This window comes from Brevibacillus sp. FSL L8-0520 (genome assembly GCF_037963895.1).
In the GTDB taxonomy this organism is placed as follows: domain Bacteria; phylum Bacillota; class Bacilli; order Brevibacillales; family Brevibacillaceae; genus Brevibacillus; species Brevibacillus borstelensis.
Genome location: NZ_CP150171.1, coordinates 4324269 through 4340367, shown reverse-complemented (window position 1 = coordinate 4340367; position 16099 = coordinate 4324269). Strand labels below are relative to the sequence as shown.

The 16099-nt window shown below is 53.7% G+C and carries 16 protein-coding genes; 13 read left to right on the top strand and 3 right to left on the bottom strand.

Going from position 1 to position 16099, the window contains the following annotated elements:
• Nucleotides 1-60 precede the first annotated feature (60 nt).
• The 5 genes from NSQ24_RS21435 (at nt 61) to NSQ24_RS21415 (ending at nt 6140) form a co-directional block, all read left to right on the top strand.
• The gene (locus tag NSQ24_RS21435; protein WP_003391355.1) at nt 61-603 is read left to right on the top strand and encodes a GNAT family protein; all 543 of its coding nucleotides are present in this window, start codon (nt 61-63) and stop codon (nt 601-603) included.
• A 220-nt stretch (nt 604-823) separates the two neighbouring features.
• Nucleotides 824-2566, top strand: a complete 1743-nt coding sequence (locus NSQ24_RS21430; protein ID WP_003391357.1) for an ABC transporter transmembrane domain-containing protein — start codon at nt 824-826, stop codon at nt 2564-2566.
• 21 nt (nt 2567-2587) lie between these two features.
• Entirely contained in the window at nt 2588-4678 is a 2091-nt protein-coding gene (locus NSQ24_RS21425; RefSeq protein ID WP_024985566.1) for an ABC transporter ATP-binding protein, read from the top strand.
• 81 nt (nt 4679-4759) lie between these two features.
• Nucleotides 4760-5938 (top strand): MFS transporter, encoded by a 1179-nt coding sequence (locus NSQ24_RS21420; RefSeq protein ID WP_003391361.1) that lies wholly within the window; start codon nt 4760-4762, stop codon nt 5936-5938.
• Nucleotides 5939-6005: 67 nt separating this feature from the next.
• Nucleotides 6006-6140: a hypothetical protein gene (locus NSQ24_RS21415; protein WP_255320332.1), complete on the top strand. Its 135-nt coding sequence runs from the start codon at nt 6006-6008 to the stop codon at nt 6138-6140.
• Nucleotides 6141-6201: 61 nt separating this feature from the next.
• On the opposite strand, the gene NSQ24_RS21410 is transcribed toward NSQ24_RS21415, so the two are convergent.
• A complete protein-coding gene (locus tag NSQ24_RS21410) occupies nt 6202-6759 on the bottom strand; it encodes an RDD family protein (RefSeq protein WP_003391365.1) in 558 nt (185 codons plus the stop codon).
• A 24-nt stretch (nt 6760-6783) separates the two neighbouring features.
• Entirely contained in the window at nt 6784-7749 is a 966-nt protein-coding gene (gene sppA / locus NSQ24_RS21405) for a signal peptide peptidase SppA (protein ID WP_251247122.1), read from the bottom strand.
• A 142-nt stretch (nt 7750-7891) separates the two neighbouring features.
• On the opposite strand from sppA, the gene NSQ24_RS21400 reads away from it, so the two are divergent.
• Both NSQ24_RS21400 and NSQ24_RS21395 read left to right on the top strand, forming a co-directional pair.
• Nucleotides 7892-8620 carry an amino acid ABC transporter ATP-binding protein gene (locus NSQ24_RS21400; protein ID WP_003391369.1) on the top strand — a complete coding sequence of 243 codons (729 nt, stop codon included), beginning with the start codon at nt 7892-7894 and terminating at the stop codon, nt 8618-8620.
• A 440-nt stretch (nt 8621-9060) separates the two neighbouring features.
• Nucleotides 9061-10521: an IS1182 family transposase gene (locus NSQ24_RS21395; RefSeq protein WP_327927883.1), complete on the top strand. Its 1461-nt coding sequence runs from the start codon at nt 9061-9063 to the stop codon at nt 10519-10521.
• Between the two features lie 118 nt (nt 10522-10639).
• On the opposite strand, the gene NSQ24_RS21390 is transcribed toward NSQ24_RS21395, so the two are convergent.
• Nucleotides 10640-11326 carry a polysaccharide deacetylase family protein gene (locus NSQ24_RS21390; protein WP_227278116.1) on the bottom strand — a complete coding sequence of 229 codons (687 nt, stop codon included), beginning with the start codon at nt 11324-11326 and terminating at the stop codon, nt 10640-10642.
• A gap of 179 nt (nt 11327-11505) precedes the next feature.
• On the opposite strand from NSQ24_RS21390, the gene NSQ24_RS21385 reads away from it, so the two are divergent.
• The 6 genes from NSQ24_RS21385 to NSQ24_RS21360 all read left to right on the top strand — a co-directional run bounded on the left by NSQ24_RS21385 (nt 11506) and on the right by NSQ24_RS21360 (nt 15983).
• On the top strand, nt 11506-12312 hold the full coding sequence (locus NSQ24_RS21385; protein WP_003391373.1) for a DUF2797 domain-containing protein: 807 nt from the start codon (nt 11506-11508) through the stop codon (nt 12310-12312).
• Between the two features lie 52 nt (nt 12313-12364).
• Nucleotides 12365-12547, top strand: a complete 183-nt coding sequence (locus tag NSQ24_RS21380) for a hypothetical protein (protein ID WP_035990993.1) — start codon at nt 12365-12367, stop codon at nt 12545-12547.
• Between the two features lie 91 nt (nt 12548-12638).
• Complete coding sequence (locus tag NSQ24_RS21375; protein WP_122957771.1) at nt 12639-13550, top strand: hypothetical protein; 912 nt, start codon at nt 12639-12641, stop codon at nt 13548-13550.
• A gap of 174 nt (nt 13551-13724) precedes the next feature.
• A complete protein-coding gene (locus NSQ24_RS21370) occupies nt 13725-14087 on the top strand; it encodes an arsenate reductase family protein (protein ID WP_031931595.1) in 363 nt (120 codons plus the stop codon).
• A gap of 2 nt (nt 14088-14089) precedes the next feature.
• Complete coding sequence (locus NSQ24_RS21365; RefSeq protein ID WP_031931594.1) at nt 14090-15271, top strand: LL-diaminopimelate aminotransferase; 1182 nt, start codon at nt 14090-14092, stop codon at nt 15269-15271.
• 163 nt (nt 15272-15434) lie between these two features.
• The gene (locus NSQ24_RS21360; RefSeq protein ID WP_003391382.1) at nt 15435-15983 is read left to right on the top strand and encodes a peroxiredoxin; all 549 of its coding nucleotides are present in this window, start codon (nt 15435-15437) and stop codon (nt 15981-15983) included.
• Nucleotides 15984-16099: the final 116 nt, after the last annotated feature.

Sequence of the window (16099 nt, the reverse complement as noted above, 5' to 3'; positions counted from 1 at the left end):
CTGTATAACAAAAGCGCCCTCGGGCGCTCTTTTTCACTTTTGAAGAAGGGGAGAGATGACATGAAGGTTATTCCGATAACGCAGCATGCAGCGTTGAGGCGCTTGGAGCTTGCCGATGCAGAGGAAATGTTCTGGCTGACCGATACCAATCGTCTCCATCTGCGCGAATGGCTTCCGTGGCTGGATATCGTCACAAACGTGGCGGATACCAGAAGGTTCATCTCTGCCACTCTGGATCAGGACAGCCGCAGGCAGGGCACCCATTTCGGGATTTGGTACAACGGTCGTCTGACAGGAACAGTGGGCGTACATCATATCGACTGGACAAACCGGAAGACGTCCATCGGGTATTGGCTCGGAGCCCAGTACACCGGGCACGGACTGATGACGGCCGCCGTCTCGGCCTATCTGGATCACTTGATCTTTGGCGAGTGGGACTTGCAAAAGGTCGCCATTCACGCCGCTACCGAGAACAAAAAGAGCAGGGCCATTCCGGAGCGCCTCGGGTTCAAGCTGGAGGGAATCCTGCGAAGCAACGAATTTCTCTACGATCATTACGTCGATCACGCCGTCTACGGCATGCTGGCGTCAGAGTGGCGTTGAGTCCTTCAGTTTTTTGCTGCCGATAGAAAAAGCTGGATTGACAAGAAATTTTGTGTAAACTACCATGAAGATATTGGAAAAGGGATTGCGTATATCGCATCCCTTTCTTTTGATCGACAGGGTCAAAGTCGTCCCTGTTGATAACCGGATTACGGAGGCTCCGCCACAATCATGGCGGAGCCAAGTTTTCTAATAGGATAAGGAAGGAGGGACGGACGGCGTGTATATTTTGCGGCAATTGTCCTGGTTTTTCAGAAAATATTGGAAACGATATACAGTAGGGATTGCTTTTCTGTTTTTGATTGATCTGCTCATGCTGTGGCCTCCCCGGCTGATCGGGCAAACGGTGGATCAAATCCGCAATGGATCGCTGACGACATCTGGATTGGCGACGACGATTGTCACGCTGCTTTTGATTGGCCTTATCTTGTACGGGCTCCGTTTCTTTTGGCGGTACCTGCTGTTCGGCGGTTCGCTGATGCTGGAGCGGACGCTTCGCGAGCGGCTGTTTGGCCATTTGACCCGGATGTCGCCGTCCTTTTACTCGCGCCGTCGTTCCGGTGATTTGATGGCGCTGGCTACCAACGACATTCCCGCAATCGAACAGACAGCAGGGATGGGCGTACTGACGCTGGTCGACTCCCTGTTCGCCACGCTGTTGACTTTGGCTGTCATGATGGTGGCCATCGACTGGCAGTTGACGCTGGCGGCACTTATTCCGATGCCGTTTTTGGCCTGGGCGACCGCTTATTACGGCAAGCTTTTGCACGACCGGTTTTACCTGGCACAGGAAGCGTTTGGCGAGATGAACGACCATGTGCAGCAGTCCGTCTCAGGCGTACGGGTCCTGCGGGCTTTTGTACAGGAAAAAGAGGATGTGGAGGCGTTTCGCCGGGTCAGTGAGAAGACGATGGAGCGGAATATCAGCGTTTCCCGGATCGACGCCCTGTTCGAACCGACGATCGGCATTATCATCGGCTTCAGCTTTCTCATCGGGCTTGGCTACGGGACCTACCTTGTCTTTTCCAGCGCGATTTCCCTGGGCGATCTGGTCGCATTCAACCTTTACCTCGGGCTGCTCATCTGGCCGATGTTTGCCTTTGGCTGGCTGATGAACATCCTTCAGCGGGGGAGCGCTTCGCAAAAGCGGTTGTCGGAATTGTTCGCCGAACGGCCTGACGTGGTGGACAGCGAAACTGTGGTGGAAGATGTTCCGGACAATACTGTCGAGGCGAGAGGCTTTACCTTCCGCTATCCGCAGGCAGAGAAGGACGCCTTGTCGGATATCAGCTTCATGCTGCACGAAGGAGAGACGCTGGGGATCGTGGGCAGGACGGGAAGCGGGAAGTCAACGCTTTGCCGGACTCTGTTGCATCAGTACCCGGTAGAGTCGGACGCCCTGTTTGTCGGAGGGAAGCCGGTAGAACGGATTTCGCTGTCTGCCCTGCGCGGGAAAATCGCCTACGTTCCCCAGGAGCATCTGCTGTTTTCCCGAACGATCGAAGCGAACGTCGCTTTCGGCTCGCCGCAGGCGACTACAGAGGAAGTGTGGCATGCGCTCTCCCTGGCCGAAATGAAAGGCGATGTAGCGCAATTCGCGGAAGGGCTCGGAACCATGGTCGGTGAAAAAGGGGTCACCCTCTCAGGGGGACAGAAGCAGCGCATCTCGATTGCCCGTGCCCTGCTGATGAACGCTGACATCCTCATTCTCGATGACTGTCTGTCCGCAGTCGATGCGAGGACGGAGGAAAGCATTCTTCGCCACCTCCGCGATGAACGCAAAGGAAAGACGACGATCATCACCGCCCACCGGCTCTCTGCGGTCCAGCATGCCCAGTTGATTTTGGTGCTGGACGAGGGCAGGATCGTGGAGCGGGGGACGCATGATGAATTGATGGCGCAAAACGGCTGGTATGCGGAGCAGTACCGCAGGCAGCAGATGGAACAAGACGTCGCGGGTTAAGGGGAGAGAGGGGAACGTGTAATGAACGGCAAACAAGTATGGAAGCGGCTTGTAGAGTACGCCATGCCGTTTCGCAGACAGATCGCAGGGGCCCTGCTGCTGCTCCTGCTCGGTACCGCCGCGGAACTGGCCGGCCCCTTTTTGGCAAAAGTGATGATTGACAATCACATTCTGGCGGTTCAGAAGACGTGGTATCGCTTTGAAAAGGAACCGCTTACCATTGAAGGAAACCAGATCGCGATCCGGCTGGCGGATGAGTATTACGTCCGGGAGGATTGGCTGTCGTCCTTGCCTCCGGACGATGCACAAAAGGCGAAAAAGACACAGGTCGTGACCGAGGGAACGACCTACTATATGCTGGACCGTGAGCTGTCCGAGGACGGGGAGCCGAAGCTTTTGCCGCTTCCGGCCGTCGAGGGAAGGGAGCGGGTCAAGGCGACGCTCGTTCGCTCGGGGCAGGAGGTTGATCAGGCGGAGGGAATCCGCTTGACGGCGGACGAGGTGAAGGCGCTGTACAGCAGGGAGATTGCGCCGATATTGCTTTTGGCAGGCGGCTATGCCTTGTTGATCCTGATCAGCGCGGCATGCAACTATACGCAAATTTTGACGCTGCAGATGACAGCTCAACGCATCATCCAGCGCATGCGGATGATTTTGTTCACCCACCTGCAGAAGCTGCCGGTCTCCTTTTTTGACAAGACACCGGTCGGTCAGATCGTCTCCCGCGTGAGCAACGATACGGAGGCCATTCGTGAACTGTACGTCAGCGTTCTGGCAACTTTTGTGCAGAACGGGGTATACCTCGTAGGGATTTTGATCGCGCTTTTTGTCCTGCAGCCGCAGCTTGCCCTGTTTTGCTTTTTAAGCGTGCCGTTGATCGTCGCGCTCATTATCGTTTACCATCGCTTCAGCTCGCGCTATTATGCGGTCATCCGCAGCAGGCTGAGCGATATGAACGCCACGATCAACGAGATGATTCAAAACATGACGATCGTCCAGGCGTTTCGCCGAGAGTCGGGGGTTCAAGAGGAGTTTGCCAAGGTAAACGAAGAGTATTTTCGGGTTCGTCTGAAGGAGAACAACCTGGAGTCGCTTTTGCTCAGACCAGCCGTTGATCTCATCTGGAAAATCTCTCTCACGGTGATTGTCTGGTATTTCGGCTCGACTTCGTTTCACAGCGCCATTTCGTTCGGCGCGCTGTTTGCCTTCGTCGATTACATGGGACGCTTTTTCGAGCCGATCAGCATGATTATGAACCGTCTTTCGCAATTGCAGCAGGCTGCCATCTCCTCGCAGCGCGTGTTTGACATTCTCGATACGCCGGCTGAAGAGGAGAAGGGAGGCAAGGCTATCGAGCGCCCGCGCGGAGAGGTAGTCTTTGACCGCGTTTCTTTTGCCTATCAGGGTGATCAATACGTCTTGAAAGATGTGTCGTTCACGGCCAAGCCGGGACAGACGGTAGCGCTGGTCGGCCACACCGGGTCGGGAAAAAGCTCGCTGATGAATCTGTTGCTCGGCTTTTATCCGGTGACGAAAGGGCGCATCCTGATCGACGGCATGGACATGGGCGAAATGGATACGCGGACGCTTCGCCGCCATGTAGGGCTGGTGCTGCAGGACCCTTTTTTGTTTACCGGCAGTGTCGGATTCAACATTCGCTTGTACAATGACAAGCTTACGAATGACGATGTAAAACAGGCGGCGGAGGCAGTCAGGGCAGATGAGTTTATACGCCACTTCCCCGGAGGATACGAAGAACCCGTCGTGGAGCGGGGGATGACCTTGTCTGCCGGACAGCGGCAGTTGATTTCGTTTTCCCGGGCGCTCGCAGCCGATCCGGCTATTTTGATCCTGGACGAAGCGACAGCGAGCATCGACAGCGAGACAGAGTCGGCGATCCAGGAGGCGCTGCACGTGCTTTCGGCGGGACGCACGACGTTTATCATCGCGCATCGCCTGTCTACGATTCAGCATGCCGACCAGATTCTCGTTCTGTCCCGCGGCGAAGTCGTCGAGCGGGGCACGCATGACGAGCTGATGGCGCAGCATGGCCTGTATCAAAAAATGTACCAGCTACAGCAGGGGCAAATCTCTGCTACAGTAGAACAATAGCGATTGATCTTGACCTTGCCGCCGGGTGAGGGGAGATTATGAATAGAGAGAGTGAGTGCAGGAGAGGAGAACGCATACATCATGTCTTCAACACGTTTTACCTTTTGGGTGCTGATATTGGTCGTAGTCATTGCGGGAGCCAGCCAGGGGCTGACGATTCCGCTGTTGGCCGTGATGCTGGAGCAGCAGGGAGTTTCATCGGTCGCCAATGGGTTGAATGCAGCCGCTTTGTATATCGGTATATTGCTTGTGTCACCCTGGCTGGAAATCCCGCTGCGCCGGATCGGTTATCGGTCGACGATTCTGTGCGGGCTGTTAATGGTGACCGCAGCCACCGTCCTGATTCCGGTGTTTTCCCATCTGGCGGTCTGGTTTGTTCTCCGCATGCTGATGGGAATCGGCGACTCCGGTCTCCACTACGCCAGTCAAATGTGGGTGACCAAAATCGCCGCTCCGGAGAGGCGCGGACGGGATTTGTCGCTCTACGGTCTGGCCTACGGCATCGGATTCAGCATAGGGCCGCTGGGGATCAACCTGCTTCCGATAGGATTTTGGGCGCCGTTTGCCGCACTGACCGTGTTGTATGCGGCAGCGTTTATTCTGCTGGCGCGCATCCGCAATGATTTTCCCGAAGAGATCAAGGCAACTGAAGCCGGTGTGAAAAAACAGAACAGATACACGACTGTATTCCGGTTAAGCTGGCTGGCGCTGATCCCGTCGTTTTTGTACGGATTTATGGAAACGTCTTTAAACGGAAGCTTTCCGGTTTATGCTTTGCGTACCGGCATTTCCATCGAGTGGGTATCGGTTATCCTGCCATCCTTTGTCGTGGGCAGCATCATTTTGCAAATTCCGTTGGGCTCATTAAGTGACCGGATCGGCCGGAAGCGGGTCATGTTTGCCTGTGCGCTCGTCGGAGCCGTGGCGTTCATCCTGTTCCCGCTCAGCGGCGACAACGTCTGGATGATGATGTTCCTGCTGGCGATTGCAGGTGCGGCTGTCGGTTCCTTTTACTCGCTCGGTCTTGCCTTTGCGACCGATATTTTGCCGGGTGCGATGGTCCCTACAGCCGGGATCATTGCCAGCATGAATTTCGGCGTCGCCAGCATCCTGGCCCCCAATGTAAACGGACTGTTGATCCAGCTCTGGGACCCGCGGAGCATCTTCTGGCTGATGGGGCTTTTGCTGTTCGGTTTTGCCGCTGCTTGCCTGTTTTTCCGCACGACCCGCTCTTCTCAGGAGACCGCGGTGGCGTCATAAGCATAAAAATGTGAAGAGAGGGGAAGCGTAGGGATACAGTCATCTTTCCCAGAAAGGGGTTTGCCTGATGATGACGCCCTGTGTTTTCAAGCGGGGAATGATCTGGATTCTGTTTTTTATCATCAGTCTGATCGTGATCCCGTTCTTTTCCGATGACACGCCATCCACGCCTGCTCCGACTGTGAACAATGCAAGCAGGTAAAACCCGGGCAAAAAGGACTCGTCTTTTTCCATAAAGGCGAGTCCTTTTCTTTTGCTTCGGCTTACGTACGTTTGCTGTCTCGGATGACATACGTCCTGGCAATCAGATCGTGCCAGCCTTGCTTTTTCCGGTTCCACCCTGCCCACAAATACCCCAGTCCCAGCGGCAGGGCAGAGAGAAATTTGCCCACAACCTCTCGCAGCAATACCTGCCCCAGCGTCAACTGGCTGCGGTGCTGGCGGGCATTGACCACGCGGATGCCGGTGATGAGCTTTCCGAGTGTCTGTCCCGTCCACCAGGTCAGCAGGATGGCATAGGCGAAGTCGAATACGATTTCCAGCAAGTCGATGTACGAAAAGACGTCCGGCCCGGCAGTGAAAGCCCGGCGGAGCGGATTGAAGATCAAAAAGCTGATGCCGGTGAGAAAAAGTCCATCCAGCAGAGCAGCCCCGACCCGAATCCAGAAGCCGGCAAACGCATAGCTGGCCTCCTGGGAGGCATCCTCGCTTCCGGACGGCTCGGCTCCTGCGAAGCCTTGGACAAGCGCGGTCCGTGCGGCGGCATCAGCGGAGAGCAGGGATTCGGGAAAATCAGCTTCAGACGACGATTGGTCCCGCATGGCGGACACCTCCATTAGAAATGGTTACGGGATAAACTGGTACAACAGCTTGGGCGTCGAGCCCTGCTGCAAAATGCGCTCAAGGCCGAGCGGATCAGGGTTGGACCAGTAACGCTGCATGCGGAAGATCAGATTGCCAAGCGATATGTTTTCGGTAAACCGAACAATCTGCGCTTCCGGCAGTCCAGTCAGGGTCAAGGCATAGCGGGTAGCATCCTCCAGATCGCCAAAGCGATCCACCAGTCCCAGCCGCTTCGCCTGCTCGCCGGAGTAAATGCGGCCGTCGGCTATTTGCAGGACGCGCTCCCGGGGGAGGCTTCTTCCCTTTACGATTACATCGACAAAGCGATCGTAGCTTTGGTTGACCAGCGTTTGGAAAATTTGCCGCTCGGGCTCTGTGAGCGGACGGGCAGGACTTCCGATATCCTTGAAGCGTCCGCTTTTGATCGCATACTCCTGGATTCCCAGCTTGTGTATGGCATTGCTGTAGTTGGTCAGGGTAAAAATGACGCCCAGACTGCCTGTCAGCGTATTGGGATTGGCGAAAATGGCATCTCCCGCTGTAGCCAAGTAGTAGCCTCCCGATGCGGCAGTCGAGCCCATGCTGACAACGAGCGGGATTTGGCGAAGCTCCTTGAGCTGCAGCAGGCGGCGGTGCAGTTCATCCGTAGCGACTACCTCTCCGCCAGGGCTTTCGATCCGCAGGACGACTGCCTTTACTTGCTCGTCCTCCTCGATGCGCCTGATTTGTTCGGTCAACAGGTCGGCCATCGGTGTGACAGATGCAGTGGAGCGCTCACTGGTGATCGTGCCATTGACGTAAAGCTGTACGATTTTGGCCGTACCGGAGCCGGAGACGACATGTTCATCCCAGGCATACTCGGGATGGTCGGTCAGATTGCGCATGCCTCCAAAGATGCTTTCGACGCCGATGCCAAGGACAAAAACAGCCAGTACAAGAAAGAGTGCCGTCCATCTTTTACGGTTCATGGAAAACCACCTCAGATGTAGCATTTGCTCTTCTCTTTCCGGTTACGCATGCCTGTCATTTCACAAACTCATGCAATTTTCTAAAAATTGCGGTACAATTGGTCATAAGACAAGAGAGAATATGTTCGGGGGGTACGGAAGCGTGATTATCCAAGTAACGGATTTGAAAAAAAATTACGGCAGCCTGCAGGTGCTCAAAGGAATCACGACACAAGTGGCGGAACGCGAGGTCGTATGCGTGATCGGCCCGTCGGGTTCGGGAAAAAGCACGTTTCTGCGCTGCTTGAATCAATTGGAAGAGATGACGGCCGGGCGCATCGTGATTGACGGCCACGACCTGTCCGATCCGAGGGTGGACATCAACAAGGTGCGCGAAGAGGTAGGAATGGTGTTCCAGCGCTTCAACCTGTTTCCGCACAAAACGGTTCTGGAAAACGTTACGCTCGCGCCGATCAAAGTAAAAAAGATGACCCCCGAGGATGCGAGAAAACAGGGCCTGGCGCTGCTGAAAAAGGTGGGGCTGGAGGACAAGGCCGATGTATATCCGGATCGCCTTTCCGGAGGACAGATGCAGCGGGTGGCGATTGCCAGAGCCTTGGCGATGAACCCCAAGGTCATGCTGTTTGACGAACCGACCTCGGCACTGGATCCGGAGCTGGTCGGAGAAGTCTTGACAGTGATGAAGAATCTGGCCAAGGAAGGCATGACGATGATCGTCGTCACGCATGAGATGGGATTTGCCCGGGAAGTGAGCGACAGAGTGATTTTCATGGATCAAGGCGTCATCATGGAGGAGGGAGCACCCGAAGCCCTGTTGTCCAATCCGAAAAACGAGCGGTTGCGGGCATTTTTGCGCAAGACCTCGGCATAGCGACCGGTATAAAAAAATCGGCCCCCGATAGAGAGTCCTGCAAAAGTCCACCTAATATCTGTAAACCGTAACCCTAGTGCCCTTAGGTACTGGGGTTTTAAGTATCGAGAATGTAGCTGTAGTGGGGAGAAGCATGTTTCCGATCTGCGCTCCGGTCTACGTCCTGCAAGGATGTGAAACTGTCCGCTCCACAGCGATCCCGGGGGAAGCGCAAAACGGCGCGCAGCTCCGGGGTTTACTCATAGATTGCGCTTCTGTTTCCCCGGGCTCGCTGTTCCGCTTGGCTGGACTCCGCCAGTCGCTCCGCCTGGAAACATGCTTCTCCTCCGAAACAGTAGGTTTTCAACAGGCTGAAACCCAATGCCCCTTCGACACTGGGTTTGTTGTACAATGAAAAGAAAACGAAAGAGTTGGAACCATTGCTACAGCCCTCTAAACAAATCACGGCATCCTTCCATGCCGAATTATATAAACTAATTCCCGCGGATCACCCTTTACGTAAAATCAATGAAATCGTAGATTTCACATTCATTCATGAGTTGGTTCGTTCCTCTTATTGTGAGCATTACGGAAGACCTGCTAACGAACCCGAACTCCTGTTTCGTCTATTGTTTTTACAAGTTCTCTACAATCTTTCGGATGAACGCATCATTCAGGAAACGCAGGTAAACCTCGCTTATAAGTGGTTTTTAGGTTTAAATCCAGAAGATCCCCTTCCTGACCCCTCTCAATTATCCCGCTTTCGTAATCATCGGTTAGGGGCCGGAGCCGTGGATGAGGTGCTTAAATCAGTTGTACGTCAGTGCATCGAAAAAGGACTTGTGAAGTCAAAGACGATCATCATGGATTCCACCCATACACTGGCAGCTTCACAAAAACAAAAGCCGCTTGAAGTACTGCGGGATGCGGCGAAGCGCTTATTCCGTGTTGTGGTGAAAAAGCATCCAAAACTCGAAAAGAAACTCCCACGGTTACCGGAGTTGAAGAAAGATCAAGAGGATGCTGAGAAGATCATGCTTCACTACTTGGCGGAACTTGGAGAGACTGTCGAGACTTTGTTACCCGATCATGAGGGTTCCATCTCGGAGAAGGTCAAGATCGCCAAGGCCATCGTGGAAGACGAACGTCTCCTCGCCAATAAAGGTATTATGTCGGCCATTGATCCAGATGCACGCTTTGGATGGAAGAGTAATACGAAATCCTTTTTTGGCTACAAAGAGCATATTGCCATGACCGAAGAAGAAATCATTACGGCTGTGGAGGTCACCGGAGGAAGTACGGATGACGGAAAACAATTCAAACAACTTTTGAACCAATCGCTTGACGTAGGAATAGAAGTACAAGAAGTGATTGCTGACACCGCATATTCGGGTAAAGATAACTTGGACGAGATGAAAGCCAAGAAGATTCAACCCGTCGTCCCACTAAACCCAATCGTACATAACGGAGGGCTAAGGCAAGAAGGTTTTGAGTACAACAAGGATGCAGACTTTGTTATTTGTCCGGCAGGACAACATAGTATCCGAAAGGCTGTCCAAGGAAGCAAGAGTGGCAAAAGTCGTTCTCTCGTTTTCTACTTCGATACGGAGAAATGTAAGACATGCCCACTTAGGGAAGGCTGTTTCAAACCAGGAGCGAAGAGCAAGACCTACTCCATCCGGATCGTGGCGGAAACCTACAAGGCGCAAATCGAGTTTGAAAACAGCGATACGTTCAAAGAACGTATTCGTCGCAGATCGATTATTGAGCACAAAAATGCTGAATTAAAAAGGTATCATGGGATGACCAAGGCCAAGTACCGTGGTCTCTTTCGTATGCGAATACAGGCAATACTTACGACTTTCGTCGTAAATGTAAAACGGATGATAAAATTGGCAGAAAAAATGCAGCCCGCCTCTTAAAGGAGAATGGGCTGCATTTTTCGTTAAAGTCCTTTTTTGTAAAAAATAGTGTGGGTTACCCGATCCGCAAACCTCAAAAGAGGTATTTTGCAGGCCTCTCCCGATACAGGGGGCATTTTTACTTCTTGTTCGCGTCTCGCTTGCTTCCTTTCACATCGAGCAATTGACTGACCGTAACGAACCGATAGCCCTGCCTCCGCAGATCGGTGATCAACTCCTGCAGCGCGGCAATCGTTTCCCGCTGATTCAGCCCGCCGTCGTGGAACAGGATAATGTCTCCGGGAGCCACGTCGTTCTTGACGCTTTTGGCGATGTGGGAAGCCGTCCGGGCCAAAGACCAGTCGCGCGGGTCGACCGACCAGTGGATGATGTCATAGCCGCAGGACTGGACTGCATTCATGACGTCATGCGTCAAGACTCCCCCCGGGGGCCGGTAATATTGGGCAAGCACGCCGGTAGAACGGAGAATCGATTTTTCCCCCAGCTTGATTTCTTCGTAAATCTCCTGCTCCGTCAATTTGTTCAAATCGCCATGATGATAGCCGTGGTTGCCGATTTCATGCCCTGCTTTCTTGATCCAGTGCATAATCTTGGGATACTTGTCTACTTGAGAGCCAAGCACAAAAAAGGTGGCGGGAACCTTGTTGCGGTGCAGAACCTCCAGGATGATGGGCGTGTATTTGGGATCGGGGCCATCGTCGAAAGTAAGGGCAACCACTTTGTTGGTTGTGTCGATCCGGTGAATCGGCTCATAGGCAGGAAGAGGGCTTCTTGCCGCATCTGTCGGCACCACCCCGAACAGCAGACAGGCGATGAAAGACAGAATGAACGCTCGATAGCGCAGAACAATCCCTCCTTCCAAAGTAACTATCTTTTAGCTTCACCCGCACAACTCAAATCATCCTGCCAAAAGAAAACAGCAATCAGCCTGCGAGCGGGATATGGTAAAATGAAAGGACTGTACATAGGAGAGGAGAGAATACGGTGGAACTCCGCGGTATTTTGCACGGGTTGACCCATCAGTATCACGGCAAGGATCAGCCTGTTGACTACTATTTGCAGCTGGGCGAAGAGAGACTGCCGTTAAATGAGCTGCTGGGCAGCGAAATAACGATCTCATTTCTGGGCGAGAAAAACTGTATCGCCTGTGGACGAAAAACGAACAAAACCTTTAACAGCGGATATTGCTATCCCTGTTTTACGAAGCTTCCGGAGAACGATCTGTGCATCGTCAAGCCTCACGAGTGCCACTATGATCAGGGAACATGCCGGGATGCCAGCTTTGGCGAGACTCATTGCATGATTCCGCACTACGTTTATCTGGCTGTTTCCAGTGATGTAAAAGTCGGCCTGACGAGGAAAAACAATCAGCTAAAGCGCTGGGTCGACCAGGGAGCCATTCGCGCGATCCCGATCGCAGAGGTACCGACACGCCGCATGGCAGGTGAGCTTGAATTCCATCTTAGCCAATTTTTGCCGGATAAGACGAACTGGAGAAAAATGCTCAAGGGCGATGTCCGCGAGGTGGACCTGCTCAGCCTCAGAGACGAGGTGTACGCGCATTTCCCGGACGAGTTCAAAGCCTTTCGCTACCGTGAGGACGAGTGGATAGACATTACCTATCCGATCCTTGAGTCGTTGGACAAGATCAACTCGCTCACATTGGACAAGCAGGAAAGCGTCGGCGGCAAATTGATCGGTGTCAAGGCACAGTACCTGATTTTTGAAAACGGCGTTTTCCAGGCGAGAAAGCACGCCGGCTATCAGGTGCAAGTCAGCGCTTCTGCATAAAGCGGCCGCTTTTCCTCCAGACTGAAACAAAAGACTGGAGGAGGCGATCGGCATGGCACCGGAGCGCATTGAATATACGGAACCGTTGACGGGTACCTTGGCAGAAGCAGCCCAGGCCGATCCGCTGGGCATCCCCTACTCGCCGCTTGCCAGGACGTGGCAGGCGAACCCCCGGGCGGAAGCAGATCCTGCCGAGCGGGGTACGGGGAATGTGGCAGAAACAAAAACGGAATAAAAAACGTCTAGAAGGAAAAAGGCAGCCAGACATGATCGGCTGCTTTTTTCTTATCCAAATAACTAGCCATTGGGGAAGGGAAGGGCACTTCATGCGTACATGGGCATTATCCGTCGCGACAGCGTTGCTGATCTGTGGAAGCGCTTGGGCCGGGTATATGGTAGGAACTGATGTGGAAAGCAAAAGAAACGAGGAACAGGCAGGCAGGGTCATAGCGGAAAACGAAGCGTTGCGGTCAAAGCTCCAGAATCAGGCTCCCGCCGCTGAAGCATCCCCTCCGGCAAACAGTGCTCAACAACCGGCTGAGGCGGCCGAGCAAAACGCGAAGGAGCCCGCTTTCATCGACCACGATGCAATCCTGGATGCTTTTCGGCGGACGGACGACAAAGGCGGAAGCTTTGAAATCACGGAAAAAGACAAGCAGGAAATGATGGCCGAACCGCGCAGCAGGGATTACAAATGGGTGCTGCGCACATTTGTAGAGAAAAAGCTCGGAAAAAAGCTGAATACCTTTCAGACGACCAGCCGGACGGTGAACCCGCGTATCCTGCTGGCAACCACTACGGATGGCACCGCGTATGAAATCGAGATGAAAAAATGGCCAGCCTATGACCAGATTTGGACAGTCGAGCGCTTTAACGGCATGTCCCCGGGAGATGTCGGTTCAGTCGCTCCGCTCTATCAGGCGGTGAAAAAGGAGGAAGTGCCCAAAAACGTGCAGGACTGGCTGGAGCCGCTGCTTGCCTCACCGGAATGGAAAACGGAATACTTGCGAGACGGGAAAAAAACGTATGTGCTCATCAAAACGTCGTCTTCGCCGACGGATTCGGTGGAAGTAGAGGATGTTTCGCTATGGATAGAGGAAGTAACGGTGAAGTACCAGACGTACGACTATGCAAACAGTGAAGACCGCTCGTTTGCAAACGATTACGCTTTGTTGGAAATTCCGTATGAAGCCAAGGACGGGGTCCAGTTTACGAAAACATTGTCGATTGTTCGGTAGACAGGCTCTTACGGACAAGTCTTGATCCGGCAGACTGGCGATGTGCCGTCGCGTTGTTAAGGGAGCCGTTTGATAAACGCGGGAACTGCGTTAAAATAAAGGAAAACACTGGGGATACAGCAAGCAGGTATTCGAGACACCATGATGCTTGATAAGAAAGCGAGGATATGCTCCATGACAATCAAAGCCTATCTGTACGACAAATGCGGCACCTGCCGAAAGGCCAAGCAATGGCTGAACCAACACAATGTCGCCATCGAGGAGATCCCGATCGTGGATGCCCCTCCGACAGAAGACGAGCTGCGCAGCATGTGGCAGGCAAGCGGACTTCCCTTGACCAAGTTTTTCAACACGAGCGGCCAGTTTTACCGCGAGCTCGGCTTAAAGGACAAGCTGCCATCGATGACGGAAGACGAGATGCTGAAGCTGCTGGCCTCCAACGGGAAGCTGATAAAAAGGCCGCTCGTCTCTGACGGAAAAACAGTTACGGTCGGGTTCAAGGAAGAGGAGTACGAAAAGGCTTGGGGGGGACGCTGACGATGCGTACCCCTTCCAGGCGCCTTGAACAGCTTTCTTCGGCAATCTTTTCCGAACTGGCCGAACGAAAAAAGAGCGTTGCAACGGGGCGTTCAGTGATCGATCTGAGCATCGGCAGCCCTGATCAGCCGCCAGCTCCGGAGCTGGTGGAGGCGCTGGCCGAGGCGATCCGGGAGCCGGGTGCGTTTGGCTACCCGATGAGTGACGGAACAGAGGAGTTTCGCCAGGAGGTGGCCCACTGGTATCAGTACCGTTTTGGCGTCGAGCTGGACCCGCGCTCGGAGATTCACTCCCTGATGGGTTCTCAGGACGGTCTTGCTCATTTTGCCCTGGCCTGGTCCGATCCCGGAGACATCGTGCTGGTGCCCGATCCCGGCTACCCGATTTATGCCGGCAGCGTTCATCTGGCAGGTGCGGAGCCATACCCCATGCCGCTGCGGGCAGAAAACGCTTTTTTGCCCGATCTGAATGCCATACCGGAAGAGGTGGCCAAACGCGCTCGCTTCATGATTCTGAACTATCCCAATAATCCGGTATCGGCGGTCGCGACGCTTTCCTTCTTTGAAGAGGCTGTCGCTTTTGCCAAGCGGCACGATGTGATTGTCGTGCATGATCTCGCTTATTCCGAAATGGCCTTTGACGGCTACCGGCCGCCCAGCTTTCTGCAGGCAGATGGGGCCAAGGACATCGGCATCGAATTCAATTCCTTTTCCAAAAGCTTCAACATGGCCGGGTGCCGCATCGCTTATGTGGTCGGCAACGCGGAGATCATCAAGCCGCTGGCAGTCGTCAAGTCGAATGTAGACTACGGCGTCTTCCTGCCGGTTCAAAAAATGGCTGTTGCCGCGCTCAGGCGCGACCGGGAAGCGGGGGAGGACAACACGGTTGCTTCAATTTATCAGGAGCGGCGCGATGTCCTGATCAAAGCCCTGCGAGAGGCAGGCTGGGTCATCGAGCCGCCCAAGGCGACGATGTTCGTCTGGGCAAAAATTCCGTCTGGCTGGAACTCCCGCGAATTCGCTTTTGCGCTTTTGGAGGAGGCTGGGGTCGTGGTCGTGCCTGGAAGCGCTTTTGGCGAGCAGGGAGAAGGGTACGTGCGGATCGCGCTGGTGCAGCCGCCGGACCTGCTGCGGGAAGCGGCCAAGCGGATCGCAAAAAGCGGCCTGTTGAACGGCAGAAGATAGCAAAACAGATGTATATCGTGCTGTGAAAGCGGAAAGGATACATCTGGCACCACAAAAACGACAATCAATTGAAAATGATTCCTACATTGTATTGACTATAAACAACAAGGTTGCTATGATGGAACATGTAGGTGAAAAAACTTATTCCAAGGAGGTTTTACATATGGCACAACGTCTTGTAGGTCTTCCAGCTCCTGATTTCACAATGGAAACAGCTCTGGGCAATGGTCAAGATTTCGGAAAGGTATCTCTCTCCGACTACCGTGGCAAATGGCTGGTACTGTTCTTCTATCCACTCGACTTCACGTTCGTTTGCCCGACTGAGATCATCGCGATGAGCGATTCGATCGAAGATTTCAAAGACCTGGATGCGGAAGTTCTCGGTGTATCCGTAGACTCCAAGCATTCCCACCGCGCATGGATCAACACTCCTCGCGATCAAAACGGTCTGGGCGGCCTGAACTACCCGCTCGCTTCCGACTTCCTGAAAACAACCGCTCGCGATTACGGCGTACTGGATGAAGAAGGCGGCGTAGCATTCCGCGGTCTGTTCATCATCGATCCGGAAGGCGTTCTGCGTTACCAAGTTGTAACCGACCTGAACATCGGCCGTTCCGTAGAAGAAACACTGCGCGTTCTGCAAGCTCTGCAATCCGGCGGTCTCTGCCCAGCTAACTGGCGTCCAGGTCAAAGCCACCTGACTGCGAAGTAAGCATCCGCATTGGAGCGCGATTGATCGGGGCAGCCATATAAAGCTTGCTCCTTTTACGAAAAAGGGTCTAACACAACCAGTTGTTAGGCCCTTTTTTTACAAAAAAGAGGCAAATA